Here is a 25,857-nt window from a genome sequence, read left to right as displayed (position 1 = left end):
ATCGCGCTCGCCCTAGCTCAAATCCGGGGTGCGGTCAAACAAACGCCTGTGTTCCTTGAGCGCATAGGTGTCGGTCATCCCTGCCAGGAAATCGGCGACGCTGCGCGCCTTGATGCGATCCTCGGCCCGGTCCAACCCCTCGCGCCAGCCATCGGGCATGGCGCGCGGGTCGGCGAAATAGACGTCGAACAGGTCCCTGACGATCTGCTCGGCACCGGCGCGCACCCGCATCACCTCCTCGTGCCGGTAGAGGTGCTTGTAGAGAAAGGCCTTCAACTCCTTCTCGGCCGCGGCCATCTCGGCGGAAAAGCTCACCATCGTCTCGCCCGCCGCCCTCACCGCGTCGGCGCTTTGCGGCCCGACGCGTTCCAGATTTGCGGTCGTCGCGACGATGACATCCTCGACCATGGCGGTGATCTGCCGCCGCATCAGTTCGTGACCGGTGCGCACGTCATCGAGCCTGGGATAGCGTTGGCGCACGTCCTCCAGGATCTTCCCCGGCAGCGAGACGGTTTTCAGCATGTCGAGCGTCAGCAGCCCTGCCCGCAACCCGTCATCGATGTCATGCGTGTTGTAGGCGATGTCGTCGGCGATCGCCGCGCACTGCGCCTCGATGCCGGCGAACCGGTCGAGTTCGAGATCCTGCAGCTGCGAATAATCGCGGATCGCTTGCGGCACCGGCCCTTTCAGCCCCTTGCCGCTGCTGTCCGTCAGCGGGCCATTGTGCTTGACCAGGCCCTCCAGAGTCTCCCAGGTCAGGTTCAGCCCGTCGAATTCGGCGTAGCGCGCCTCCAGCCGCGTCACGATGCGCAGCGACTGGGCGTTGTGGTCGAAGCCGCCCCAGGCCGCCATCTTGTCGTTCAGCGCGTCCTCGCCGGTATGGCCGAAGGGCGTGTGGCCGAAATCATGCACCAGCGCCACCGCCTCGGCGAGATCCTCGTCGCCACGCAGCGCCCGCGCCAGCGCACGTGCGATCTGCGCCACCTCGATCGAATGGGTCAGCCTTGTGCGATAATGGTCGCCTTCATGGGCGATGAAGACCTGTGTCTTGTGCTTGAGCCGCCGGAACGCCGTGGAGTGGATGATGCGGTCGCGGTCGCGCTGGAACGGCGTGCGGGTCGGGCTCTCGACCTCGTCGAACAGCCGCCCGCGCGAGCGCGCCGGATCGGTGGCATAGGCCGCGCGCGGCCGATAACCGAACCCGATGTCGCCCAACTCATTGGTCATGGCTGATGCTGCCGCAGTTGACTTGGCCCCTTGCGCTTCATACCTATCATGTGAAACCGAAAGCAAGGTGACGCCGATGGGCGCTGATGCCAAGACCGCCATGAAAGTGGACATGACCGAGGCCGCCGCCAGGCGGATCGCCAAGATTGTCTCTGGCGAGGCCGGCAAGACGGCGTTGCGCGTGTCCGTCGAAGGCGGCGGCTGCTCTGGATTCTCCTACAAATTCGACCTGGTCGACACGCGCAACGATGACGACGTCGCCATCGAGAAGGACGGTGCGACCGTGCTGATCGACGATTTGTCGCTGGTCTATATGGGTGGCTCGGTGATCGACTTCGTCGACGATCTGATGGGTCAGTCCTTCCAGATCCGCAATCCGAACGCGGTCGCCTCCTGCGGCTGCGGCACGAGCTTCTCCGTCTAGCGGCATGCCGGCCATCGGCGCGGTCCGTCAGGTCGCGCTGTCGGCCGGACGCAATCTTGATTCGACGCTGGCCTTCTGGCGCGATGTGCTCGGCATGGCCGTTCATGCCCGCTACGATCCGCCGGGCATCGCCTTCATCATGGCCGGCGATGTGAGGCTGCTGTTCACCGACGGCGTTCCGGCCGGCATAGTCTATCTCGACATAGCGGGCATCGAAGCCTTCCACGCCGAGGCGAAAGCCGCGGGCGTCCCCTTCACCGCACCACCGGCGCTCGTGCATCGCGATACCGAAGGCACCTTCGGACCACCGGGGGAAAGCGAGTGGATGGCCTTCCTAAAGGATCCCGCAGGCAATACGATCGGCCTGGTGGAACGCCACCCGCCGCAGGAAGAATAAGACCGTCATGAAAATCGTCACCTGGAACATCAACGGCATTCGCGCCCGCATCGGCAACCTGACCCACTGGCTGACCGAGAGCGCGCCCGACATCGTCTGCCTGCAGGAGATCAAGACGGTCGACGACCAATTCCCGCGCGCCGAGATCGAGGCGCTGGGCTACAATGTCGAAACCCATGGCCAGAAGGGTTTTAACGGCGTGGCGCTGCTGTCGAAGCTGCGCTTTGACGAAGTTATCAGAGGCCTGCCCGGCGACGACACCGATGAGCAGGCGCGCTTCATCGAAGGCGTGTTCTCGACCGACAAGGGCGCGTTGCGCGTCGCCTCGCTCTATCTGCCGAACGGCAATCCGATCGATGACGAAAAAAAATTCCCCTTCAAGCTCTCATGGATGGCGCGGCTGGAGCGTTGGGCCGAAGAGCGGCTGAGGCTGGAAGAGGCGCTCGTGCTGGCCGGCGACTACAACGTCATTCCCGAGCCGATCGACGCGCGCTTTCCGGAAAACTGGCTGGGCGACGCGCTGTTCCAGCCGCAGACGCGGCAAGCCTTCCGCCGGCTGCTCAACCTCGGTTTCACCGAAGCGGTGCGCGCGGTCACCGATGCACCCGACACCTACACCTTCTGGGACTATCAGGCCGGCGCCTGGCAGAAGAACAACGGCATCCGCATCGACCATCTGCTGCTGTCGCCGGAGGCCGCCAATCGCTTCTCGTCGGCCTCGATCGAAAAACATGTGCGCGCCTGGGAAAAACCATCGGATCACGTCCCGGTGGCGATCGACCTCGCTCTGCAGCCGGCCTGACCGGGAACCCTTCGGCCGGCGAATTGCCCCGGCCTGTGTCGCCACAACGACGTTGTATCGCCACAAATCGGGCGCATGATGGAAAATCATCATGGCGGCCGGGGTTCCCATGACCATTCGATTTTTTGCTTGTCCGATCGGCTTGGCATTTGCCACGGCCACCATGGTGCCGGCCTTCGCCGCCCCCGAATGTCTTGCCAATGGAAAATCCTATCCGGTCGGTCAGGTGGCCTGCCTGACGGTGGCCGACCAGAGCCACCTGGCGCGCTGCGAGATGGTGCTCAACAACACATCCTGGACGAAGATCGGCGACAGCTGCCCCGGAAACACGATGGCGCCGCACCTGCACGTCACGCCGATCTCGACGCCCGCGCCAAGCATGGTGCCGTCTGAGCCAACCGAGAATTGATTTTTTCGCCTAATTGATCTCCCCGTGGAGGAGAGCGGCAGACGACCTTACTGGTCTGCGTTGGTGGTGCCCTTGGTCAGGATGTCATCGGCCAGCGAAATCGCCGTGCGCCGGTCGGCTTCGCCTGCGGCAGCGAAAGCCTCTTCCTGCATGCCGCGGATCCAGGGCTGGTCGGCCGGCGACGCGCGCTCGAGTGCGGCGGTCATCATCGCCAGGCCGCGAACGATCTTGCCGCTCTGGAACAAGAGATGGCCAAGCGTCGCCTGCGCGCCGGCATGGCCCTTCTCGGCGGCGAGCTGGAACCAGCGTCCGGCCTGCTTGACGCTGGCCTTCACGCCACCCTCGCCCTTGAGGAACATCTGCCCCATCTCGAACTGGGCGTTCGGGTTGCGGTAGTTGGCGGCGGCACGCATGTAATATTCCTGGGCCGCCACCTCGTTCTCGGTGACCGGGCTGCCGGGAATGCCTTTGCGCAGGTAATCGCCGAGCGCCACCAGCGCGTCGGAGACGTAGCTCTCTTCTGGCGAACCGGGCTCGACGTCCTGGTCGACGATCTCGGAGAAGAACTTGAACGCCTCATAGTCGTCGCGCGCCACGCCGTCGCCCTCGGCATACATGCGGGCAAGTTTCCAGGTGGCGCCGATCTGGCCGTTTTCGGCGGCGTATTTATAGGCTTCGGCGGCCTGTTCCTTGTGGCCGTTCTTGTAGGCGGAGAAGCCGAACTGGAACACCGCCCAGGGACTGGACTGTGGCTTCACGCCGGTTTTGTCGTCGAACACCTTGTCGTCGAAGGCCAAAGCCTGGCCCACGGCGCCAAAGATCGCCGCAGCGACCAGTGCCGGAAGGACAGATGACCTCAACAACTCAGATATCCGCATAGCAGTGTGTTTCTTTCGCACCGCCCGGATGGGTGACCGCGCCATCCCTGGCCGACCCGACGGTCTGTGCGTATTTCCATATCGCGCCCGACTGATAGTCGGTCGTGCGCGCCTTCCATGTCTTGGCCCGCGCCGCCAGTTCGGCCTCCGACAGTGCCACCTCGATCGTGCCGTTCACGGCGTCGATCGAAATCACGTCGCCGTCCCGGATGAGGCCGATCGGGCCGCCCACCGCTGCTTCCGGCCCGACATGGCCGATGCAGAAGCCGCGCGTCGCGCCCGAGAAGCGGCCGTCGGTGATCAGCGCCACCTTGCCGCCCATGCCCTGGCCGTAGAGCGCTGCCGTCGTCGACAGCATCTCGCGCATGCCGGGACCGCCGCGCGGCCCTTCGTAGCGAATGACCAGAACCTCGCCTTCCCTGTAGTTGCGATGCGTCACCGCCTCGAAACATTCCTCTTCCGAATCGAAGCAGTGCGCAGGGCCGGAGAATTTCAACTCCGCCATGCCCGCGACCTTCACGATCGCGCCTTCGGGGGCAAGGTTTCCCTTCAAGCCCACGACACCGCCGGTTTGGGTAATTGGTCTGTTGGCCGGGCGGACCACATCCTGATGTTCATTCCAGGAAACGTGCTCCATGTTTTCGGCCAAAGTGCGGCCAGTGACCGTCAGGCAATCGCCATGCAGATAGCCGTGATCGAGCAGCGTCTTCATCAGGAGCGGAATGCCGCCGGCCTCGAACATGTCCTTGGCGACATATTTGCCGCCAGGCTTGAGGTCGGCGATGTAAGGCGTCTTCTCGAAAATCCTTGCGACGTCGAAGAGATCGAATTTGATGCCCGCCTCGTGCGCGATCGCCGGCAGATGCAGCGCTGCATTGGTCGAGCCGCCGGTGGCCGAAACCACGGTCGCCGCGTTCTCCAACGCCTTCAGCGTGACGATGTCGCGCGGCCGGATGTTTTTGGCGATCAGCTCCATGATCTTTTCGCCGGAGGCGAAATTGAAGCGGTCGCGCATTTCGTAAGGGGCCGGCGCGCCGCAGGAATAGGGCAGCGCGAGACCGATCGCCTCGGCGACGGTCGCCATGGTGTTGGCGGTGAACTGGGCGCCGCAGGAACCGGCCGACGGACAGGCCGCCTGCTCGATTTCGAGCAGCTCGGCATCGCCGATCGTGCCGACCGAGTGCTGTCCGACCGCCTCGAACACGTCCTGCACGGTGATCTGCCGGCCGCGATAGCTGCCGGGCAGGATCGAACCGCCATAGATGAAGATCGACGGCACGTTGAGCCGCACCATGGCCATCATCATGCCGGGCAGCGACTTGTCGCAGCCAGCGAGGCCGACCAGCGCATCGTAGCAATGGCCGCGCATGGTGAGCTCGACCGAATCGGCGATGACCTCGCGCGACACCAGCGACGACTTCATGCCCTGGTGGCCCATGGCAATGCCGTCGGTAACGGTGATGGTGCAGAATTCGCGCGGCGTGCCGTTGGCAGCGGCGACGCCCTTCTTGACCACTTGCGCCTGGCGCATCAGCGAGATGTTGCAGGGCGCGGCTTCGTTCCAGCAGGAGGCGACGCCGACCAGCGGCTGCGCGATCTCGGCGGCCGACAGGCCCATGGCATAGAGATAGGACCGGTGCGGCGCACGCGCCGGACCGACAGTCACATAGCGGCTAGGGAGCTTAGCCTTTGAAATGACCTTGGCGTCCATTCTCATCCTTGCCGCGGGCGGTGCGGCCTGCCCCATCGCCGAGCCTTTTGGCGCGTGTCCCGAGACAGGTTCGAGGTGCGCCGGGTTTATGGCGGGAAATGGGCAATTTCCCCGACCTGACTTCTAGCGCGGGGGTTGTTCAGAAAGTGTTGCCAAAACGTCACAATCGCAGCGGGCGATCCCAGTGCGGCTTATATACAACGCAGCTTGGATACCGGAGGCACCGACGATGTCGGTTCCAAACAAAAAGGCCGAGCATTGCCCGGCCTTTTTGTCGAATTCTCAAAAGGTTAGAACTTGATCTTGATGCCGCCGGAAATTGCCGTGACCAGATCGTTGCCGAAGTCGTAGCTGACGTCATTGCCGGCCACATAGCCGTTTTCGCCATTCACTGTCCCAGAATGGCCGCTGGTCAGCACGCCGATCGCACCGGCCAGACGAACCTCGATATTGGGCTGGGGCGTATAGGCGACGCCGCCACCCACTGTCCAGGTATCGGTCTGTGAGCCATAGCCGTGTGACGTGCCGCGATCCCATGAAAGCTGGCCGGCCGCACTCCACTGATCGTTGAACTTGTGGCCGATGCCGCCCGTGACAGTCCAGCCGTCGCGATACATCAGATCCAGCGAGGTGATCTGGCCTGAATGCAGAGCATCACCCGTAACGCAGGCCGCCGAAGGAGTGCCGACCACGCAAATCGGAACACTCTGCAGCAGGCTCCAATTGACCCACTTCAGCGAGCCGAAGGCAAGCCAGCCGGGAGCAATGCCCGATTGCAACTTAAACTCGACCGTGTCCGGCATGTATTGTGTCGAGCCATAGATCGGCAGCACGACACTGCCGACATGCGTCAGGTCCAGCGTGCCCGAGATATTGTCGAGCTTGACCCGCGAATTGTAGACGAGGCTGGCGCGCAGCGCGATGTCAGGGATTTCATAGGCAAGGCCGGCGCGCCAGCCCCAGCCGGTCCCTTTGAGATCAACCTGACCGGTGCCCTGGAAACCCGGTACCAACGGCGACACCAGGTCTTTCTTGAAACCGTAGACTTCCTGGTAATACACGCCGCCGATGAAGCGAATCTGGCCTTTGCCGGCATCCATCTTGTAGGAGCAAGTCGTCGCGTAGTTGTTGCTCTTGATATCGGTTTCCATGTTGGATTCGGCGCCGGCCCACAGACCCGGGTTGGTGTGCGCGCCCCAAGGCTGGGAATAGTCGAACATACAGTCGACACCCTGAACGATCTGCGCCTTGACGCCGATGCGCGGCACCCAGTAGCTCTCGCTGTCCTTCGCCGTGCTGCCCAGGAATGTCAAATTGCCGTCGAGCGGGTTGGTATCCACCGCATTCTTGAGCTTGCGCTGCGGCATAACATAAGTCGATTCCGCTTCCGTTGCGAACGGCGCCGGATCGAACAGAAGATCGATATCGTAGCCGCCACGCTCAATGCCGCCGGCATGCGCCGAACTCATCGCCGTCCCGATCAAAGCCAGCGAAAAGCACCCTGCCCCCAGCAGTGCTTTCAGTCGCACAATAGTCATGAATGTCCTCCCCGAATTCGAGTGCATCAAGCTAGAACCAATTCGGGTTAACGGTGCAATAACGAATTCTTGGAGCGTACATGTACATGCTTGCCAAACGCATTTCCGACAAAATGCGGATAGGCACCGCAAGGCCGAAAAACGGCCAGACGCGTGCTTATCCGACCGAAAAATGGGGAAGATTCGTTCCAAAAGGCTTAAAAATAGCTCTTTTCACGGGCTTTCGGCCCCATTGTTACATTATGGCAACAATGGGGCTAAAACTTCCGTTTACGTCAAAATTAACGCAACGGAATGCCTACTTTCGAGGCAAAAAGGGCCGTCATTTTAGAGACGGCTAAAGTCCAGCGAATCTATCCTCAACCGGCATCGCGAACCCTGGTCAACGCCACCGAGAGCTTGTCCTGCGCGTCGCGATATTCGGCGAGCTTTTCGCGCTCGGCGTCGACGATCTCGGCCGGCGCGCTGGCGACGAATCTTTCATTCGACAGCTTCTTGTGCAGGCGCGCTATCTCCTCGGTCACCTTGGCCAGTTCCTTCTGCAGCCGGGCAGCCTCGGCGGCGAGATCGATCAGGCTGCCGAGGGGCAAGAAGATCGTCGCCTCGTTGAGGACGATCTGCGCCGCGCCCTTGGGCGCCGCCTCGGCCAACGAGATGTCGCCGACGCGGGCCAGCCGCTTGATCGCCGAGTCCTCGCGAACCAGCCGCTCGCGCGTCACATCATTGGCGCCGACCACGACCAGCGGCGCGATCGCCGCCGGCGGCACGTTCATCTCGGAGCGCACCGAGCGGATGCCGGACACCAGGTCGACCAGCCAGTTGATGTCGGCGGCGGCATCCGCGTCCTCGAAGTCCGGCGACGGCCAGGCGGCGTGACACAACAGCGAATCGCGCTCCTTGCCCTCGCCCGCCGTCTGCGCCCACAGCTCTTCCGTCATGAACGGCATCATCGGATGCAGGAGCTTGTAGATTTCGTCGAGCACGAAGGCGACGCAGGCGCGGCTCTCGGCCTTGGCCGCCTCGTCCGTGCCCATGAACACCGGCTTCAAGAGTTCCAGATACCAGTCGCAGAACAGGTTCCAGACGAAACGGTAGGCAGCTCCTGCCGCTTCGTTGAAGCGGTATGAGGTGATGCCGTCGGTGATCTCGCGCGCTGCCCGCGTCAACTCGGTCAGGATCCAGCGGTTGACCGCAAGCTTGGCGTCATTCAGCCAGAAATCGTCGTTGCGCGCGACTTCGTTCATCTCGGCAAAGCGCGTCGCGTTCCACAGCTTGGTGCCGAAATTGCGGTAGCCGGCGATGCGCGCCGGGTCGAGCTTCACGTCGCGCCCTTGCGCCGCCATCACGGTCAAGGTGAAGCGCAACGCATCGGCGCCATATTCATCGATGAGGTCGAGCGGATCGATGACGTTGCCTTTCGACTTCGACATCTTTGCACCGTTCTTGTCGCGCACCAACGCGTGCACATAGACGGTGTGGAACGGCTCCTCGTCCATGAAATGCAGGCCCATCATCATCATGCGGGCAACCCAGAAGAAGATGATGTCGAAGCCTGTCACCAGCACGTCGGTCTGATAATAGGTCTTCAGTTCCGGCGTCTGGTCCGGCCAGCCCAAAGTCGAGAACGGCCACAGCGCCGAGGAGAACCAGGTGTCGAGCACGTCCTCGTCGCGGGTCAGTATCTCGCCCGGCTGGAAGTTTTCCAGCTTGTCCTCGACCCAGGCCTTCCACGGGCCTTCGAGCGCCAAGTAATATTCGATCGCCGCGCTCAGCGCCTCTTCCTCGGTCTTCTCGACAAAGACGCGCCCGTCAGGCCCGTACCAGGCCGGGATCTGGTGGCCCCACCACAGCTGGCGCGAGATGCACCAGGGCTGAATGTTCTCCATCCAGTCGAAATAGGTCTTTTCCCAATTCTTCGGCACGAAGTTGGTGCGGCCTTCGCGCACCGAGGCGATTGCCGGCCTGGCCAGTTCCGCCGCGTTGGCGTACCACTGCTCGGTCAGGAACGGCTCGATCGGCACGCCGCCGCGGTCGCCATGCGGCACGGCATGGCGATGCGGCTCGACCTTGTCGAGGAAGCCGCCTTCTTCCATCAGTTCGACGATCTTCTTGCGCGCGACGAAGCGGTCGAGCCCGTCAAGCTCGTCCCAGACGGCCTGGCGCTCCGGCGTCGCATCGAGACCGGCGAGGAAATCCTCATTGTCCTTCAACTTGATGGCGGCTTCGATGGTCAGGATGTTGATCGCCGGCAGCTTGTGGCGCTTACCGACCTCGAAGTCGTTGAAATCATGCGCCGGCGTGATCTTGACCGCGCCCGAACCCTTTTCGGGGTCGGAATACTCGTCCGCCACCACTGGGATTTTTCTGCCGACGATCGGCAGCACGACGTTCTTGCCGACCAGATGCCGGTACCGCTCGTCATCCGGATGCACGGCCACCGCCGTATCGCCCAGCATCGTTTCCGGACGCGTGGTCGCGACCGTGATGAAGGTTTTCGGATTTTCCGGGTCGAAGGTCGCGCCCTCCAAGGGATAGCGGAAGTGCCAGAGATTGCCGTTGACCTCCTGCTGCTCGACCTCGAGGTCCGAGATCGCGGTCAAAAGTTTCGGGTCCCAGTTCACCAGGCGCTTGTCCTTGTAGATCAGCCCTTCCTTGTAGAGCGTGACAAAGACTTCGAGCACGGCCTTGGACAGGCCTTCATCCATGGTGAAGCGTTCGCGCGACCAGTCGGCTGAGGCGCCGAGCCGCTTCAGCTGGTTGAAGATGGTGCCGCCGGATTCGGCCTTCCACTCCCACACTTTCTCGATGAACTGTTCACGCGTGAGGTCGCGGCGATGGATCTGCTTCTCCATCAGTTGCCGCTCGACCACCATCTGCGTGGCGATGCCGGCATGGTCCATGCCGGGCTGCCACAGCACGTTCTTGCCGCGCATGCGCTCGAAGCGCACCAGAATGTCCTGCAGCGTGTTGTTGAGCGCATGGCCCATATGCAGCGAGCCGGTGACGTTGGGCGGGGGAATGACGATGGTGAAGGCTTCGGCGCCCTCCTCCGCCCCGGCGCCGGCGCGGAAGGCGTCCGCCTCTTCCCACACTTTGGCGATCTTCGGCTCGACGGTCTTTGCGTCGTAGGTCTTTTCAAGCATGGGGAAACGGTCCGCGCTGTCGGGATTTTTGCTGGTTCGGTGTAAATCGGAAGGTCTTGGCCAAGTCAACCGCAAGGGCCGCCTCGGTTCATGAGAAGCAAATAGGTGTGTCCGCGTTCATTTCAACGGAAGGTCGTGGCGCTCGGCACTCGCACCTTGACCGCCAGCCGTCTCAGCCATACGGTACGGGCGCTGCAGTAGGGCGCATCGGCTTCCAGCCGGAGGGGCATTGCCCGCCTACGCCACCTCAACTCCACAATGCGCCCATGCCGACCCTCGAACACCACAAGAAACAGGCCAAACTCTATCTGAAGTGGCATCGCGAACGGTATTATCCCGTCGCCGCTGTGATTGGATGGCTCCTGCCGCGTTTTCACCATCTCAGCGACGGCCAGATCCTCGATCACGGCTTCAAGCTTGCCGATGCCCAGGAACTCGTCGCCAGGAAGTCAGGTTTCGAGAGCTGGCAGGCGCTGAAGGAAGGCCTTCAAACCGTGACCGATCATTTAGCAACCGACGCCGCAAAACCGCATCTCGCCTTTGCCGAGCCACAGCTCTTTGTCTGCGACATCGTAGCGGCCTGTAGTTTCTACCGGCAAAAGCTCGGCTTCGAGACGCGCTTCACCTATGGCGAGCCGCCCTTCTACGCCCAAATCATCCGCGATGGCGCACGGCTCAACCTGCGCCATGTCGACAAGCCTCCACTCGCCGCCAGTTCGACCGATGACCTACTGGCGGCGACGATCGTTGTCGACAACATCAAGGCTCTATTTCTGGAGTATCAGGCGGCCACGGCCCCGTTCCACCAGACATTGCGGACCGAACCCTGGGGCGCCCGCACCTTCATCGTCAAAGACCCCGACGGCAACCTCATCTGCTTCGCGACCAGCGCGGGCTGACCTCATCGACAAAAACGCCGCCTCATGGGCGGCGTTTCGAGAGTGATCGTTGGAGGAGATTACTGCGCGCCGCGCGCGACGCGCTCGATCTCCTCGCGCACCAGGCGCTCGACCAGCGTCGGCAGATTGTTGTCCAGCCAGTCCTGCAGCATCGGCCGCAGCATCTCCTCGGCCATCTCGTCGAATGTCTTCTTGCTGCGGCTGGCAAAGGCGTCGGACAGCTCGCCGAAGGCCGCCGCGACCTGCCGGCCCGCATGTTCGGAAAGGATTGCCGGGCGCGCCGCGGGCCCATCGCTCGCCGCCGCCCACGCCTGAGCGGCGTCTGCAGGAGCCTCGCTCGAAGACGGCCGTTCGAACGCAGCCTCCACCACCGGTTCGCTCGTCGGCGTCTCGGGTTGGGCGACCGGCTTGCGGATCGCTTTCGCCTGCTCCCCGACCGCCGCGATCTCGCGCCGCCAATCGGCAACGATGGCATCGCTTGTCGCGCTGGCCTGCGGGGCGGCCGGCGCTTCGGTCGTGGCGGCGGGCGCCGGCTCGGCGGCGATCCTGGCGCTGACCTCGGCAAGCGTCATCGACGGCTTGAGCGGCACGGGATCGGCGCGCGTCTGCGATTCCACGCGCGCGATCACCGGCTCGGGCGAAGGCGGCTGGATTTCCGCGAGCGCGCCCGGCTTTCTGTTTTCGGGGGCTGCATGCAGCTCGGCGCGAAATGCATCGACATCGGCGGCGGGAGCCTCGCCCGGCGACGGCTCCAGATCCTGCCGCAGCTCTTCGGCCTCGCCCGACTGCTTGCGACCGTTGTCGCTGTCCTCGATGATCCTCCTGATGGAAGCCAGTATCTCTTCCATGGAAGGTTCGCGCTGCGCGCTGCTTGCCGTTGCCATCGTCACATCCGCCGCCCTTGTGACCTGTTAGTTCTTTCGCTCCGGCAGAAGCCGGATTCGAATCATGGCGACAGCGTAACCGACGGATCGCGGCACGAGAATCCCCAATCTGGGGACATGTGGGATTTCAACAGATTAGAAGCAATTCCGGGAAAAGTGTGAAAACGGGTTTCCTGGGGAAAGCGCGCCGCGCGCTCCCTTCGGAATCGCGCAAGTGCAAAGAGACAGGCGCAATTCCGAAGCAGAACCGGTTTTCAAGCAAGGTTGCGCTCGGACTGGCCCGACATAAGTCGGGCCGCCGGCGCTTAGCGGCCGTCCGGCGTGCGCAGGCCGATCCATTTGTCCTTGACGGCGTTGTAGTGCTCTTCGGGCTTGTACTTGGTGACCTGCAAGGCAAGCCGGTCGACCGACAGGCGACCCATCGCCGACAGGATGGCATAGCTCGCCACCACCACATCGTGTTCGGAATTGGCCTGGTTGATCTTCGCGGTGATGACGGCGGCCTGCGCGTTGAGGACGTCGAGCGTGGTCCTCTGGCCGACATTGCGCTCTTCGATGACGCCGTTCAGCGCCAGTTGAGCGGCGTCGATCACCTGCCTGTTGGCCGAGACGCTCTGCTGCGCGGCGGTGTATTGCGACCATGCGGTGGCCACTGCCTGGCGAACCTGGTCGCGGCTGACGTCGACCTGGATGCGGGCCTGGCCAAGCGATTCCTTGTTCTGCCGCACGACCGCCGAGGTCCGCCCGCCCGAATAGATCGGAATGGTCAGCGTCGCGCCGATATTCGCCGAGGTCGAATTGCCGTTGGTGCCCGAGATGTCTGGAATGGCCTTGCGGTAGTTTTCCGAGATGCCGGCCGACGCCGACAGTTGCGGCAACAGCGCGCCCTCCGCCGACTTCACCGAGAACGCTGCCGCGTCGACCAGATGTTGCGTAGCGAGAATGGCCGGGTGTTCGTTTGCCCCGATCGCAATCGCCGCATCGAGGCTCGACGGCAGCAGCCTGCCCAACGGCGAAGCGGGCTTGAGCTTGCCCGGCTCGTCGCCGACCACCTGGTGGTAGGTTGCGGCGCTGGCCAGCGCCTGCGCGCGGGCGGCACTGAGCGAGGCCACCGCCGAGGCGCGCGACGCATCGGCCTGCGCGACGTCGGTGCGCGTGCCCTCACCAACCTCGAAACGCGAGCGCGCGGCACGCGCCTGCTCGGTCAGGAACTGCAGGTTCTGTTCGGTCAGCACCGCGATCTGCCGATCGCGGATCACGTCCATATAGGCCGTGGCCGCGCTGAACAGCGTGTTCTCTTCGCTGTTGCGCAGGCTCTCGACCGACGCCTTGACCTGGGCTTCAGCCGCCGCGACGTTGTTTTTCGTCTGAAAACCGTCAAACAGCGACTGGTTGATCTGAATGCCGTAGCCGCCGCTCGTCAGCTTCGAGTTGCCGCCGCCATTTGCCTGGCGCGTGTTTGTATAGTCGATGGAAGCCGATCCCGTAATCGTTGGGCGCCAGCCTGATTTGGCGATGGCCACGCCTTCGTCGGTGACGCGCACGCCGGCGCGGGATGAATTCAGCGTGGAATTGTATTGATAGGCCTTGGCGAGCGCGCCGGTGATGGTTTCCGCCGACGCGGTTAGTGGGGACAGCGCGGTCGCGGAGACGAGGACGGCGGCAAAAAGGGTCTTGGATACAGACGGCACGAGTACATCCCTCATTCGTTTTCCATGGGAACTTCGCCGCGCCAGCTTCTCGTCAGAGCAGCCGGAGTGGCGTGTTTTGTTCCCTGTCACTCGGTCCCAAAGTGCCCCCAGTCTGGGATTAGCAACGATTGTTCAAATGTAAGCGACCATGACAAAGCCTCTGCTGCAAGGCTAAATCATTCAGAATTCAAAAGCATGCTCACGTTCGAATCCCGGTAGTGGCTTAATTGCCGCATTAAATGCCCTTCTCCCGGTTACAACCCCCCCAGCCTTGAAAAAAAGTCGCGCCACGCCGGAATTGCCACGCCCTTCGACCGCGACGAGTCGGCCGCCTTCGGCCAGCTGATCGAGCAATGGCGCCGGCACTTTCTCGACACTGCCGCCGATGAAGATGACGTCATAGGGTGCCTTGGCCGCATGGCCCTGCGCCAGCGCACCCTGGACCACGGTCACATTGCCGCAGCCAAGGCCGGAAAGGGTCGATGCCGCGGTTTGCGCCAGCGCCGAATCGCTTTCGAGCGCCACGACCGACCTCGCCAGCCGCGACAGGATGGCCGAGGCATAGCCGGTGCCACAGCCGACATCGAGCGCCGAATCGGTCGCATTGATCTCGGCCAGCTGCATCAGCTTGGCCAGCGGCGATGCTTCCATCAGATAGCGCGCGCCATCGGCGCCATCGGCAATGCGGATGTCCTCGTCGATATAGGCGAGATCGCGCTGGCGGTCGCCGACGAAAACCTCGCGCGGCACGGTAAGCATGGCCTCCAGCAGCGGGGCGCTGGTCACGTCGGTGGTGCGAACCTGACCGTCGACCATCTTGACGCGAAGCTCGGAGAAATCAGCGCTCATGTTCCAACCAATCCGCTTGCCGCGCCAGAACCGCGGTTCATTTCGATGAGAACGTCAGGCTCCGGCGCTGAGCGCGCGGGAGCCCGGGTATTGGAGGCCTCGCCCGGAATCGAACCGGGGTGCAAGGATTTGCAGTCCTCTGCGTAACCACTCCGCCACGAGGCCTCGTTGCTCCCGGCGTTCCACCCGGTTCCAATAGGTTGCGGCGAAAATGGCGTCAAGCGGCCACCACGCATTCCGCGCGGTTTCCTCTGCAAGAATCCGACCCTCCACATCGAGCGCCGTGGCCACGGTGGGTCACGGCGAATATTAGACGATCATTAAGTATAGCAGCAGATCACGAGAAACTCCACGCCCTCGCCACCGTTGAGAAACGAGGAGGACTTCGCCATGCGACCGGCAGCGCCGAACACCGGAAGGAACGCCTGGGACGGCTTGTCGCGATCAGCATGCGAGGCATTGCTGCGCCATGCCATCGACTGCCTTGCGATAGATGGCACCGCCAGGCTTTCGCCGCGCGACCGCGCGCGTCTCGCCTCGGCTGCCGCCGTTCTCAGGGAAATCCGCGAGGATTTGGAGAGAGGTGCGAACCGAAAAGCGGATTCGCCAAAATCCGAAATACGAACAAGGGCATGACGACACGGAAGGATGGCACGGTCAAAGGCCCGGCTTGGTGCCCGTCGTTCCATCCGGCCGACGCCGCCGCTCCCACCAGACGACGAAGCGACGCCGGTGGCGTCGCACCATGGCGAATTCATAGGAGAGCACCAGCAATCCGATCGGAACCATCCAGAAGCCGAGGAACGGCAGAAAGCCGAGAATGCCGCCGATGGTCAAAAGAATGCCGATCGTGATTCTGAGGCCGCGCGATTGCGGCATGGTGAATTCGCGCCCGAAAATCGAGATCTTTCGTGCCGGTACCCGGTTTTCGTCTGCTGCCGTCATCGCAATGGCTGCCCGTCTGGTCGCTCGAAAAAGCCTGTTTACGAAAGCCGCGACCGCCGTTTCGGTTCCGCGCCTACCGCCAAGACGGCTAATATGAGGGCGGACGCCGCCGATTGCGAGAAACCGCCGCGCGAAAAAGTCTCGGAAAAAAGCGAAATGCTTCTTTGCAAAGCCGAAAGGTGTTTGCTATAGGCTGCGCCACTTGCTGAAGAGCATCCGTTCCCCGGTAGCTCAGTGGTAGAGCAACCGGCTGTTAACCGGTTGGTCGCTGGTTCGAATCCGGCCCGGGGAGCCAAACATTTCCAAGCACTTGGCTATGATGTCTGCGTGAGCGCGAAATTGCGCTTTTGCCTTTGGGGCTATGTCTGGGGCAATAATTGCGAGTCTCCCGTCGCTTCCGGTCGTGATGTTGCTTTCGCACGCGTTCCTGCGCGACTATCCAACTTTCAATGAAAGGGGCTAGACTAGAAGCCCGCTACCATATTCCTCCTCGCCGGGGTATGTTTCGGCAGGAGCGCAAAATGGGCCGGTACAACCGGCCCATCCCCAATCATTCCTCCTCAACGGATTCCGGGATTGCATCCGGAATGTTTTGCCGCCCAACACGGTCGGCAACGAGCATCGAAAGCATCATCTCGACAAGGCCATTGGCGGCCCCCTTCTCGCCACCGGTAGCGCCGATCTGGATCTGCGGCACGAGCGGCAGCCTGCCATTCTCGATCGCCTCAGCGAAGCGCATGAGAACCTGCGAGTTGAGCTGATAGTCCGGGCCGCCGAAGGGCCGCGACCTTCTTCTCGGTTGCCTCGGCCTCCGCCAGACCGATGGCGCGCACCTTCTCGGCCTCCGCGAAACCGGTCGCCTTGATGCGTTCGGCATCGGCAAGCGCCACAGCCTTGATCATGTCGGCCTCGCCCAGGCCGGCCAGGCGTACCTTCTCGGCCTCTGCCTTGGCGGTGACCTGAATGGTTTCCGCCTCCTGGCGAGTGCGGGCGAGTTGCGCCTTGCCCTCGTTCTCACTGATTTCGATGGTAAGCGCCGACGTCGTGATCTTGGCCTGCTGTTCGGCGAGCGCCTCCTTCTCACGCAACGTGCGTTCCTGAGTGGCCGCCCTCTCTTGCAATTTATAAGTCTCGACCTTTTCGACCGCGATCTGGCGCTCGCGCAGCTGGATCAGGATCTGCTCGATGCTGTTCTGGCCATTGGCGGCACGGGGGGTGCCAATCAACACTTCCTGCAGCTCGAGACTGTAGGAGTTGAATTTTTCGCGCATCTCCTCGCCGGATTTGCGCTGGATATCGCTACGCTCCTGCAGAAGCTGGATCAGCGTCTTCGTCTGGGCGATATTCTTGAAGTAAGCCGAAACCATCGGATCGAGCGTTTGTTCGACCAACCGCTTGATGTCACCGAAACGCTGCACGACGAGCGGCGCCTTCATATAGTCGATATGCACCACGACGGAGAGCGGCAGCACAGGCTCGAACGCATCCTTGGTGATCAACGACACCTCGGACAGGTTCTCGTCCAGCCTGTGTTCGCCAAACTGCTCCTTCGTCCATTTGAGCACGAAGTTGGTGGTCGGTACGGTGATGATTTTGCCGGCATAGGTATTGAACGCATACTTGCCTGGCAGCAGCGGCGTCGACCAGACACCGCGCGCGCCGATTTCGACCAGCTCGCCGTGGCGGTATGCCTGCCCGGATATGTCCGTGCCGTGGCGGCCATTGTAGGAGACGACGACACCCACCGTGCCAACGTCGATGATCGTCTTCTCGACCAGTTCGACAGTCGCGAAAATGCGATTGAGGAAGTAGCTGCCGTCGGCCAGCACCTGCAACTGCCGGCCACGGTAGCCGCCGGCATTGAGAAACTTCTCCGGGTCCTGAAAATTGTTATGGAAGTTCGGGTCGTTCGGATCATTGGCGACGGTCGGCGCGATGATCTCGCCGTCCGGCAGCGCCGGACCGTCATGGATGGTGACGATGCCGATCATGTCCTCTGCATTATGGATGACGACTGGCTCAAAGCCGCCCCGCTCCGAAATCATGCTCGACATATTGGCAAAAAGGCTTTGTTCCGACGAACTCAGATTAACGGCATAGATCGACTGGGCGGTGAGCACGATGAATTGTGCGAGATTGATGGCATAGGTGCCTTCACGCAAGATCTTGCGTTGAGGTCCTTTCTGTCCGCCTTTTTCGAGAAAGCCGCGCACATCCTGGAAATCATCGGCGTCGGTGTTGGAAGCAAGTGTCTGCGTCGGAGGCAGCGGCTTGCCATCGCGGGCAAAGACATAGCCGATCTGACCCTGCGGGATGGTGACAAGGTTGGCGCGATGCATCGAATACTGGAACGGCATGAAGAAATGCAGGCCGCCGCGCACGACTTCCGGCTGGTAGCCTGCCTCACGGTTGAGCGCAATGAAGCCGCTGCTGACGGAGCCGCGAAAACTCCATAGTTTTTCCAAGATGCCGAGCCTGTCGTTTGGGATGTAGCGGACCACGCCGCTCCACCACAACAGGATTGCCAGCGCGATGACTAGTACCGCTACTTCGATCGCCATCCATTCCATCGGGCCGAGATATTGTAGGGTTTCCATCTCTTCTCTCCTGTGGGGCGCGCGGGTTTGTTCACCCAACGGCCACCCGGTTGGTGTTGATTGATGAAGCGGGGAGATCGCGCACCGACACGCTCGACGCACTAAGGGCGTGTCGAACGCTTGGGCTGCTCAGTATCGGAAAGTGACCGCGCGTCCCGAGTCCCCAGTAAGGGCAAGCGCAGCCGTGAGCGATGTTACATCGGTGTTGCCTTGATAGACAATGGATGAAGTAGGGATAGCGCCTACAGGTTTAAAGATATTTCGCGAGGAAATCGTAAAAGTATTTCCAACGCTGTCGCTATTTCGAAAACATTGGCTTTAGAAATTGGCAAGAGCGCGAAATCGCGCTCTTGACGGGTCAGAACCGTCGGAAGGTTCTGGCGTAGTTTCGAGGGGGATCAGCAGCTCGTAGTTCGCGGTTTCATTCGGCCCGGGGAGCCAAACATTCTCAAGCACTTGGCTATGATGTCTGCGTGAGCGCGAAATTGCGCTTTTGCCTTTGGGGCTACGTCTGGGGCTATAATTGCGAGTCTCCCCGTCCCTTCCGGTCGTGATGGCGCTTTCGCACGCGTTCCTGCGCGACTATCCAACTTTCAATGAAAGGGGCTAGCGCGATGCCATCCAAGGTTTGGAATGCCGTTGCGTCTGGGGCAGTTGGGGCCGTCGGCGGGACCCTCACCACCGGTGCTTTCGGATGCCTCAACAAAAACCGAGAGCTCGACATCGAGATGGTCAGAGTCTGGCTTTCGATTTTTGGCATGAGAAGACAAGACACTTCCCTGTCAGGCCGAAAATTCGCCTAGCCATTCGACTGCTCCGCATCGCGAAGGTTCTAGGCGCCGCAGGGGACCGCGTCATGGACCAAGTAGAGCGGGAGATCGCCCAATGACCGCTCACGTCGGCACGTGGACCTTTCGGTATGCCGGTGGGGATGAACCCGCGCGAATGCGCCGGTCAGTCGAGAAGCGTCTGAACGGCCTCCTGGACCGCGCCATGGGCCTGATTGCGTCCTTCGTTCGCATGTTTCTACAATATTAGCATAGACGCATATACTTGCCATGCGGCGCCTGGAGCGGAGACCCAAATGGGCGGCTATAAGGCCTGGCATGATGCTATTCACGACCATCAGGTCGAAAGTTTCGCTTCGGAGAACGGTTTGACTGCGGACCTGGTCTGGGAGTTGATCCTAAAACACGGTAACAGCCGCAAGGCCGTGATCAAAGCTGCGCAGGGTCTAAAAGGTGATGTCAGGCGACACGGCCGATCAGCACCCTGCCCGCCGACCCGCCCCGGACGATGAGCGTGGCCCGACGAAAGCAATAGCCGGCTTGCTCCAATAAGCCGCGATGGGCCACTGTCAGGTCGCTCGCTTGGCGCTTTCGAAAGTCGGTTTCGGCTTGCGCACGATTTGGAGAATCACAGCCATCCATGGCATTATATTCAGGACCGCTAATATGAAGGACGTCGACTTCGTGAGACATTCCGAAACCGTCAGTTTTTGAAGCAGGAGCATGGCCCCAACTGTAGAAATCAGCCAATCCCTAGGCGAGTGGGTTGTTACGATCGTAACAACGGACGGCAACACCTATTCTAGAGCCTTCGAACGTGAGTCCGATGCGATCGCTTTCGCTGTCAATCAGCGTTTGCATCAGGAATTGCAACTTCCGCCGCCCGACTAGTCGCCCTGAACTGGCACCTTGCTTAGGCCTTTGTCCTCCTGGACTGGCCCGGGGTCAGGAAGCCATCCCTTATCAGGTCCAACGCGTCGAGCGCGTCTTCACCCAACAAGTTTGTCAAGGGCACTCCACCCACGCGCACAACCTTGTTGTTGTCTATGTCGTAGACTTCCCAGAGGCCATCATTGACCCTTCGGATTGCGTGCCGTCGCTCCATAAGGAGTCTCTAATAAACGAGTCACCGAAGCGCCAGCAAGAAAACTCGATCGAAAGAGTTAACGGTGGAAAACCATGCTCGCTTTGGCAAACCCCTGCGAATGACCCGCAAAGAGGCCGCGTCAAATCAGATCAAACTGGCAATCAGCTCTTCCACGAAGGCGAGTTCGCCGGCGCCATCACCCCAAATCGTCCAGCACTTCCGAAAGGGAGCTGGTTTGCGTTTGTAGTCGACCGGCGCGGTGCTCGACCTTAAGGGCAAACAGGATGGCGAAACATGCCGCCGCCTTGGCTACCAGGCCAAACGAACTATCTGGGAAAGCTCGGCAATGTCACCATAGATCATCGATCCCTTGACGAGCAAACATTTGTTACCGAGAACCTTGGAGAGTGGGCTCGACGCGGTGCAAACCGGCCGGTCCCTGTCCTTGGCCTCGGCATAGCCGATGCTGATGGCAAGGACAGCGATAGCAATGAGTGTCGTCTTGGTCATATTGGGCCACCCACCAGCGAGTCTCTGCAAAACATAGGACGTGAGTATTTATTAGCACCTACTCATATTAGGCTTCATCCATCAATTAAATGAAGCGAACCCATCTTCGATCGCGCGCTAAAGGTAGATCAAAGCCGGCGGAGACCAGAGAGCAGCCCGGGGCGAGCGCAATAAAAATCGCCGCTTCACCATTGCTTTCCAGGGAGCTTGCGATGGATTACGTGGAACGGCGAGGAAGCCTGCGGAGCCATCCCACGGCGCCCCCTCACGCCATACCGACAATGCTCTGCGCATGGGCATGGAGCTGTTGGGCCGCTCGCTGGTATTCGATCGCGTCGCCGCTGCAAACCACCAGGAACTGCGCCGCGAACTCGTGCGTATTTGTAGCCGGGATGGCAAGGATGGCCTTCACGATCTCCGACATGTCTTGATAAACGCGTTTCAGATCGCGGTCGGAAATGTCCAGGGAGATCGAATTCGTCAGTGCCTCCCAGCGCCGAAAACCCGCCAGGATGGGACTTTCGTTCGAGTTTGCGGCAAAAATCTTTTCCGCCGCAGCGGCCCCCATGGGCGGAAAGGAGACCATCGTGCCTACCACCGTGCGTCTGGTCATTGCATCAAACATCATGTCCGAGCTCCTACGACTGAACGCAATTCTGTAGGGCCGGCGATCGGGCGGCACATTGTTCTGCGTCAAATTCCGGCAAGCTGCCCGACGCGGAGCAGGCGGAATATGAAGGAAGTCTTCGGCTGGCTGGTCGATTGAGCCATTCATCGCAATGTCGAACGCCACTCCCGCTTGCGCGCGGTTGTCCGCCGCGCGATAGATGCCTCAGTTCGGGGAGGTATCATGCGCAAAATCCTGATTTCGGTTCTGCTGGCCGCGGTTGCGCTTTACGCGAATTGCGCTCTGGCACTGGACAGCAGCACCACGCCTGTCGTCGTCACCCCGCTCGCATCACGCACGACCACCGCTTCCGGCCAGCCGATCACGCTGCCGCAGAAGAACGTGCAGGTGCTGGTGTCGAGCTATGACATCGCACCGGGCGCGACCTTGCCGGTGCACCGGCACCCCTTCCCGCGCTATGCCTATGTCGAGGCCGGAACGCTGAAGGTCACCAATGTCGAGACCGGCAACAGCAACACCTACAACACAGGCGATTTCATCATCGAGATGATCGGCCAGTGGCATCAGGCCACGAACATCGGCGATGGCCCGGTCAAGCTCCTGGTGATCGACCAGGTCGAGCAAGGCGCCAAGAACACGGAACTGCGGCAGTAGCCAGGCGTCACGCTCATGTGGCGAAAGGCGGGAGGCAACGCGCCGCCCGCCTTCCCGCTCCGTATCGGATGACCATCCTGCAGCGCAGGACCGGTGCTCAGCCCCAGCTGCCGACCATCTGTCGTGTCGTCGCATTCAGCCGGTTGAAGGCGTTGATCAGGGCGATCTGGACAACCAGCGCGGCGAGGGCCTTCTCATCATAGTGGCGGGCGGCTTCGTCCCAGACATCGTCCGGCACCGCGTCGGGCCGGTCGGCAAGCCTCGTGCCGGCCTCGGCCAGCGCCAGGGCGGCCCGTTCGGCGTCGGTGAAGTAGGGCGTCTCGCGCCACGCCGCCAGCGCAAAAATGCGCTCGTCCTTCTCGCCGGCCTTCTTCAGTTCGCGCGCGTGCATGTCGACGCAGAGGCTGCAGGCATTGATCTGGCTGGCGCGCAGATGAATGAGCTTGCGCGTCACATAGGGTATTTCGGCCGCCTCGGTCGACTTGTCCAACGCCAGCAGCGCCTGCAGGGCGCCTGGGATGAGCATCACGGGATTCTTGAGTCTAGCTTGCATGGTCTTCTCCTTTTGAAGCGTTTTCGTCAGGACGTGTTTTGCCGAGCCCGGAAGCAACGCATCCGGGATTTTCAGCAGATGGAATTTCGGCTGCCGCCGCACGGCCACCGGTCAATCCATAACCGTGTAGCTATGGGTTATTCATAACTACACAGTTATAGGACTGTCAAGCCGGGAAATGTCGGCTGGTCCAAATGGCGGTGCGCCGTTCACGCTTTCGCGCCAGCCGCCCGGGTGCTAGGGCTTTGCGCAACATCATGAACTGGATCGCCCCTTGACCACGCAAACCCGCCTGCCGCTGATCGAAATCTGTGTCGAAGGCATCGATGGCCTGCTCGCCGCGCAGGCTGCCGGCGCCGACCGGGTCGAACTGTGCGCCAGCTTGGTCGAAGGCGGCATCACGCCGAGCCTCGGCACGGTGCGCGCGGCTCTCGATCAGGCGACAGTGCCGTTTCACGTCATGGTGCGGCCGCGCGGCGGCGATTTTCTCTACAGCGAGACCGAATACCGCTCGATGCTCGCCGATGTCGCGGCGCTGCGCGATCTCGGCGTGCCGGGCGTGGTGTTCGGCTGCCTGAACGCCGACGGCACCATCGACGAGAAGCGCATGAGCGAATTGACGGAGGCCGCCGGCTCCCTGAACGTCACCTGCCATCGCGCCTTCGACATGACACGCGACCCGGCCGAGGCGCTGGAGGCGCTGATTGGCTGCAAGGTCGGCCGCGTGCTGACCAGCGGCCAACGCGACACCGCGATCGAAGGATTGTCCATACTGGCGGATCTCGTGCGGCAGGCCGGCGACCGCATCATCATCCTCGGTTGCGGCGGGCTCGATCTCGGCAACATCGCCGAGGTGCGCCAAAGAACCGGACTGGCCGAAATGCACTTTGCAGCGCTGAAGGACGTGCCAAGCGCCATGCACTACCGCAATCCCAAGGTTGGCATGGGCGGCTCCGATCTCGATCGCGAATACCGCAACACAGTGACCGACACACCACAGGTGGCGGCGACGATCGCGGCGGCCAAGGCATGACCACCCCGATAGACCGCATAGCGCAAGGCGACGAAGCGGACATACTGGCGCTCAACAACGAGCATGCCGCCGAACTGTCCTGGCTCGAAGCCGAGCGGCTGTCGTTCCTGCTCGGCGAGGCGTTCTACGCACGGCGCATCGGCGATCTCGAGGCCTTCATCATGACCTTCGACCAGGAAGCCAACTACGACAGCCCGAACTTCATCTGGTTCCGCGAACGCTACGGACGCTTCATCTATGTCGACCGCGTCGTCGTGGCGGCGCATGCAAGGGGCCGCGGCCATGCGCGCCTGCTCTATCAGGACTTGTTCGAACATGCCGAACGCGCCGGCCACACGCTGGTCACCTGCGAGGTCAACGCCGATCCGCCCAACCCTGCCTCGGACGCCTTCCACGCCGCGCTGGGCTTTACCGAGGTCGGCGAAGCGGTGATCCACGGTGGCAAGAAAACGGTGCGCTATTACGTCAAGCAGATCGTCACCTGATTGCTGGCCACATAAAGAAGACGCGCCTAATATAAGCGTTCCACCAAATGGAGGAACCGCGATGCCAAGCAACGTCTTCCGCTTCGACGAAAGCTGGGACATTCCCGAAGGCACGCCGCAGCAAGTGTGGGACGTGCTCTCCGACGCTGAATTGCTGCCGCTCTGGTGGGGCGAGGTCTACAAGGAAGTGGTTCCGCTCGACCGCAAGGGCAAGGCGTCAGTCGGCTCGCGGGCAAGGGCGCGGGCGCGCGGCGCCCTGCCCTATGAGTTGAACTTCATCATCGAGGCCGCAGAACTCGAGCCGGGCCGGCTGGTCGTCGTGAAAACCTTTGGCGACTTCGACGGGCTCTGGCGGGCCGAACTGTCGCCGTCGGGCAGCGGCACCCATGTCCAACTGACCTGGCAGGTCACTGTCGAGAGGCCGATCCTCAAATTCCTGGCACCCCTGCTGCGGCCAGCCTTCGCCTGGAACCATCGCTGGACAATGCCGCGCGGCGAAGCCGGCCTGCGGCGCTATCTCAGGCTCGCAACAACAGTGCCTCGGCGCGATGGAGCCTGAATCACCAATTGCGGTTCAGCCATTCACGCGCCGGCCGCTCGATGAGGTAATAGCTGCAGAGCGCGCAGGCAAAGACACCGGCCAGCATCGGCCACGGACTACTGCCTTGCTCGTAGACGAATTTGTAGAAGGGCTGCTGCCACAGATAGAGTGAGTATGACCACAGGCCCAACGTCGCCATGGGCCAGGACGAGAGCAATTTGGAAAAGATTGGCGTGCTGAAATCGAGCGCATTGACGGCCAGCGCCAGCAGCGGCACCGCCAGGAGATAGTGGATCGGCGTCGGCACCGGGTCCATGAACAGCAAAACCGCGACCGCCGCCGCTGCCAGGGCGATATAAGGCCCCTTCAGCACCTCCGGCAGCCGGCCTTCGGCCTTGAGCAGGCAGATCGAAGCCGACAGTAGGATCGAGGCGATGTGCACATCGGTGCGCCAGTAGGTAGCTTCGTAATCCAGCCTGAACACCCAGTACGACACCGCGCCATTGGCCATTGCGAACAAGGCGAGCGTCACCAGCAAAGGGATGACGCGATTGCGGCTGGAGACGAGCGCGCTGATCAACGCCAGGATGATGTAGGCATGCTCCTCGACACAAAGCGACCAGATATGGTCGAGCGCTCCGGCGCGGGTGACGAGAATTCCGGCGTAATTGTAGGTGAATGTCAGTGCCGTCAGCGCCGCCTTCCACTTGAAGGCGACGAAGGTGCCGGAAAGCGCGATCATGGCGATGACGACGAAGACCAGCAGCGCCGGGTAGATGCGCGAAAAGCGGCGTTTGAAGAACTTCTTCAGTGGATAGCGTTCGATGAACAGGATCTCGCCCATCAGCCGGCCGCTGAGCACGAAGAAGAATTCGACGCCAAGCACGCCCAGATTGATTCCCGGAACCGGAAAAAAATGCCCGATCAGCACCAGGGCGATGGACAGGCCGCGCCAGCCATCGAGATAGGCCAATCTTGTTCTGGCCGATCTGTCGACGGCGGATCGGGACGGAACCATCTGGGTCGCGGTAATTTCGGACATGCCGATCCTTCGCATTGGCATGCGAAAGGGCACGGCGGTACATATCCGAACCCGGCTCGCATTCCCGCCCCAACCCATACTGCAGTGCAATATAGGTTTGTGCAAGTGCGAGATTGGCAGCGACGCAGTTCCTTGGGCAGCA

General features: G+C 61.7%; 24 protein-coding genes, 2 tRNA genes and 1 pseudogene. 12 read left to right on the top strand and 15 right to left on the bottom strand.

Annotated elements, in window-relative coordinates:
• Window positions 1-12: 12 nt before the first annotated feature.
• Window positions 13-1,227 (bottom strand): deoxyguanosinetriphosphate triphosphohydrolase, encoded by a 1,215-nt coding sequence (locus CK228_RS08345; RefSeq protein WP_095787500.1) that lies wholly within the window; start codon window positions 1,225-1,227, stop codon window positions 13-15.
• Between the two features lie 76 nt (window positions 1,228-1,303).
• On the opposite strand from CK228_RS08345, the gene erpA reads away from it, so the two are divergent.
• The 4 genes from erpA (at window position 1,304) to CK228_RS08325 (ending at window position 3,259) form a co-directional block, all read left to right on the top strand.
• Window positions 1,304-1,651 (top strand): iron-sulfur cluster insertion protein ErpA, encoded by a 348-nt coding sequence (erpA, locus tag CK228_RS08340; protein ID WP_019858570.1) that lies wholly within the window; start codon window positions 1,304-1,306, stop codon window positions 1,649-1,651.
• Window positions 1,652-1,655: 4 nt separating this feature from the next.
• A complete protein-coding gene (locus CK228_RS08335; protein ID WP_095787499.1) occupies window positions 1,656-2,048 on the top strand; it encodes a VOC family protein in 393 nt (130 codons plus the stop codon).
• Window positions 2,049-2,055: 7 nt separating this feature from the next.
• The gene (gene xth, locus CK228_RS08330; protein WP_095787498.1) at window positions 2,056-2,850 is read left to right on the top strand and encodes an exodeoxyribonuclease III; all 795 of its coding nucleotides are present in this window, start codon (window positions 2,056-2,058) and stop codon (window positions 2,848-2,850) included.
• Between the two features lie 91 nt (window positions 2,851-2,941).
• Complete coding sequence (locus tag CK228_RS08325; protein ID WP_179295842.1) at window positions 2,942-3,259, top strand: hypothetical protein; 318 nt, start codon at window positions 2,942-2,944, stop codon at window positions 3,257-3,259.
• Window positions 3,260-3,306: 47 nt separating this feature from the next.
• Here the strand turns inward: CK228_RS08325 and CK228_RS08320 are convergent, their stop codons facing one another.
• The 3 genes from CK228_RS08320 to CK228_RS08310 form a co-directional block, all read right to left on the bottom strand.
• Window positions 3,307-4,137: a tetratricopeptide repeat protein gene (locus tag CK228_RS08320; RefSeq protein ID WP_095787497.1), complete on the bottom strand. Its 831-nt coding sequence runs from the start codon at window positions 4,135-4,137 to the stop codon at window positions 3,307-3,309.
• The gene (gene ilvD / locus CK228_RS08315; protein WP_095787496.1) at window positions 4,124-5,848 is read right to left on the bottom strand and encodes a dihydroxy-acid dehydratase; all 1,725 of its coding nucleotides are present in this window, start codon (window positions 5,846-5,848) and stop codon (window positions 4,124-4,126) included. Before ilvD ends, CK228_RS08320 begins: the two co-directional genes overlap by 14 nt.
• Window positions 5,849-6,138: 290 nt before the next feature.
• Window positions 6,139-7,386: an OmpP1/FadL family transporter gene (locus tag CK228_RS08310; RefSeq protein WP_095772868.1), complete on the bottom strand. Its 1,248-nt coding sequence runs from the start codon at window positions 7,384-7,386 to the stop codon at window positions 6,139-6,141.
• A gap of 80 nt (window positions 7,387-7,466) precedes the next feature.
• Here CK228_RS08310 and CK228_RS34655 point away from each other — a divergent pair, with 80 nt between their 5' ends.
• On the top strand, window positions 7,467-7,727 hold the full coding sequence (locus CK228_RS34655) for a hypothetical protein (RefSeq protein WP_142876330.1): 261 nt from the start codon (window positions 7,467-7,469) through the stop codon (window positions 7,725-7,727).
• An 18-nt stretch (window positions 7,728-7,745) separates the two neighbouring features.
• On the opposite strand, the gene CK228_RS08305 is transcribed toward CK228_RS34655, so the two are convergent.
• Window positions 7,746-10,529 (bottom strand): valine--tRNA ligase, encoded by a 2,784-nt coding sequence (locus tag CK228_RS08305; RefSeq protein ID WP_095787495.1) that lies wholly within the window; start codon window positions 10,527-10,529, stop codon window positions 7,746-7,748.
• A 266-nt stretch (window positions 10,530-10,795) separates the two neighbouring features.
• On the opposite strand from CK228_RS08305, the gene CK228_RS08300 reads away from it, so the two are divergent.
• Complete coding sequence (locus CK228_RS08300; RefSeq protein ID WP_095787494.1) at window positions 10,796-11,428, top strand: VOC family protein; 633 nt, start codon at window positions 10,796-10,798, stop codon at window positions 11,426-11,428.
• 59 nt (window positions 11,429-11,487) lie between these two features.
• Here CK228_RS08300 and CK228_RS08295 read toward each other — a convergent pair whose 3' ends face one another.
• From CK228_RS08295 to CK228_RS08275, 5 genes are all read right to left on the bottom strand, one after another.
• Window positions 11,488-12,312 (bottom strand): PopZ family protein, encoded by an 825-nt coding sequence (locus tag CK228_RS08295; protein ID WP_095787493.1) that lies wholly within the window; start codon window positions 12,310-12,312, stop codon window positions 11,488-11,490.
• A gap of 305 nt (window positions 12,313-12,617) precedes the next feature.
• Window positions 12,618-14,018 (bottom strand): TolC family outer membrane protein, encoded by a 1,401-nt coding sequence (locus CK228_RS08290; protein WP_179295841.1) that lies wholly within the window; start codon window positions 14,016-14,018, stop codon window positions 12,618-12,620.
• 165 nt (window positions 14,019-14,183) lie between these two features.
• The gene (locus CK228_RS08285) at window positions 14,184-14,852 is read right to left on the bottom strand and encodes a protein-L-isoaspartate O-methyltransferase (RefSeq protein WP_095787492.1); all 669 of its coding nucleotides are present in this window, start codon (window positions 14,850-14,852) and stop codon (window positions 14,184-14,186) included.
• A 91-nt stretch (window positions 14,853-14,943) separates the two neighbouring features.
• Window positions 14,944-15,017: transfer RNA gene (locus CK228_RS08280), tRNA-Cys, on the bottom strand.
• 492 nt (window positions 15,018-15,509) lie between these two features.
• A complete protein-coding gene (locus CK228_RS08275) occupies window positions 15,510-15,797 on the bottom strand; it encodes a PGPGW domain-containing protein (RefSeq protein ID WP_095787491.1) in 288 nt (95 codons plus the stop codon).
• Window positions 15,798-16,017: 220 nt separating this feature from the next.
• Between CK228_RS08275 and CK228_RS08270 the strand changes: the two genes are divergently transcribed.
• A tRNA-Asn gene (locus tag CK228_RS08270) sits at window positions 16,018-16,092 on the top strand.
• A 255-nt stretch (window positions 16,093-16,347) separates the two neighbouring features.
• Here the strand turns inward: CK228_RS08270 and CK228_RS08265 are convergent.
• Window positions 16,348-18,394 (bottom strand): annotated as a pseudogene (locus CK228_RS08265) (flotillin family protein).
• A 1,084-nt stretch (window positions 18,395-19,478) separates the two neighbouring features.
• Between CK228_RS08265 and CK228_RS34650 the strand changes: the two are divergent.
• Window positions 19,479-19,694, top strand: a complete 216-nt coding sequence (locus tag CK228_RS34650) for a hypothetical protein (RefSeq protein WP_142876333.1) — start codon at window positions 19,479-19,481, stop codon at window positions 19,692-19,694.
• 884 nt (window positions 19,695-20,578) lie between these two features.
• On the opposite strand, the gene CK228_RS08250 is transcribed toward CK228_RS34650, so the two are convergent.
• Together CK228_RS08250 and CK228_RS08245 are read right to left on the bottom strand one after the other, a co-directional pair.
• Complete coding sequence (locus tag CK228_RS08250; RefSeq protein ID WP_095772875.1) at window positions 20,579-20,779, bottom strand: hypothetical protein; 201 nt, start codon at window positions 20,777-20,779, stop codon at window positions 20,579-20,581.
• A 265-nt stretch (window positions 20,780-21,044) separates the two neighbouring features.
• Window positions 21,045-21,407: a hypothetical protein gene (locus CK228_RS08245; RefSeq protein WP_095787489.1), complete on the bottom strand. Its 363-nt coding sequence runs from the start codon at window positions 21,405-21,407 to the stop codon at window positions 21,045-21,047.
• 222 nt (window positions 21,408-21,629) lie between these two features.
• Between CK228_RS08245 and CK228_RS08240 the strand changes: the two genes are divergently transcribed.
• Window positions 21,630-22,061, top strand: a complete 432-nt coding sequence (locus CK228_RS08240) for a cupin domain-containing protein (RefSeq protein ID WP_095787488.1) — start codon at window positions 21,630-21,632, stop codon at window positions 22,059-22,061.
• Window positions 22,062-22,158: 97 nt separating this feature from the next.
• Here CK228_RS08240 and CK228_RS08235 read toward each other — a convergent pair whose 3' ends face one another.
• Window positions 22,159-22,614 (bottom strand): carboxymuconolactone decarboxylase family protein, encoded by a 456-nt coding sequence (locus CK228_RS08235; protein ID WP_095787583.1) that lies wholly within the window; start codon window positions 22,612-22,614, stop codon window positions 22,159-22,161.
• Between the two features lie 274 nt (window positions 22,615-22,888).
• Between CK228_RS08235 and CK228_RS08230 the strand changes: the two genes are divergently transcribed.
• The 3 genes from CK228_RS08230 to CK228_RS08220 all read left to right on the top strand — a co-directional run bounded on the left by CK228_RS08230 (window position 22,889) and on the right by CK228_RS08220 (window position 24,691).
• Window positions 22,889-23,647 (top strand): copper homeostasis protein CutC, encoded by a 759-nt coding sequence (locus CK228_RS08230; protein ID WP_245318120.1) that lies wholly within the window; start codon window positions 22,889-22,891, stop codon window positions 23,645-23,647.
• Complete coding sequence (locus CK228_RS08225) at window positions 23,644-24,132, top strand: GNAT family N-acetyltransferase (RefSeq protein WP_095787487.1); 489 nt, start codon at window positions 23,644-23,646, stop codon at window positions 24,130-24,132. Before CK228_RS08230 ends, CK228_RS08225 begins: the two co-directional genes overlap by 4 nt.
• 61 nt (window positions 24,133-24,193) lie before the next feature.
• Window positions 24,194-24,691 carry an SRPBCC family protein gene (locus CK228_RS08220; RefSeq protein WP_095787486.1) on the top strand — a complete coding sequence of 166 codons (498 nt, stop codon included), beginning with the start codon at window positions 24,194-24,196 and terminating at the stop codon, window positions 24,689-24,691.
• A gap of 1 nt (window position 24,692) precedes the next feature.
• Here CK228_RS08220 and CK228_RS08215 read toward each other — a convergent pair whose 3' ends face one another.
• Window positions 24,693-25,715, bottom strand: a complete 1,023-nt coding sequence (locus CK228_RS08215; RefSeq protein ID WP_095787582.1) for an acyltransferase — start codon at window positions 25,713-25,715, stop codon at window positions 24,693-24,695.
• Window positions 25,716-25,857 lie beyond the last annotated feature (142 nt).

Origin of the sequence: Mesorhizobium sp. WSM4312 (assembly GCF_002294875.1) — a bacterium.
Taxonomy (GTDB): domain Bacteria; phylum Pseudomonadota; class Alphaproteobacteria; order Rhizobiales; family Rhizobiaceae; genus Mesorhizobium.
The sequence above is the reverse complement of the archived record's forward strand: the minus strand, read 5'-3'. Positions and strand labels throughout refer to the sequence as shown.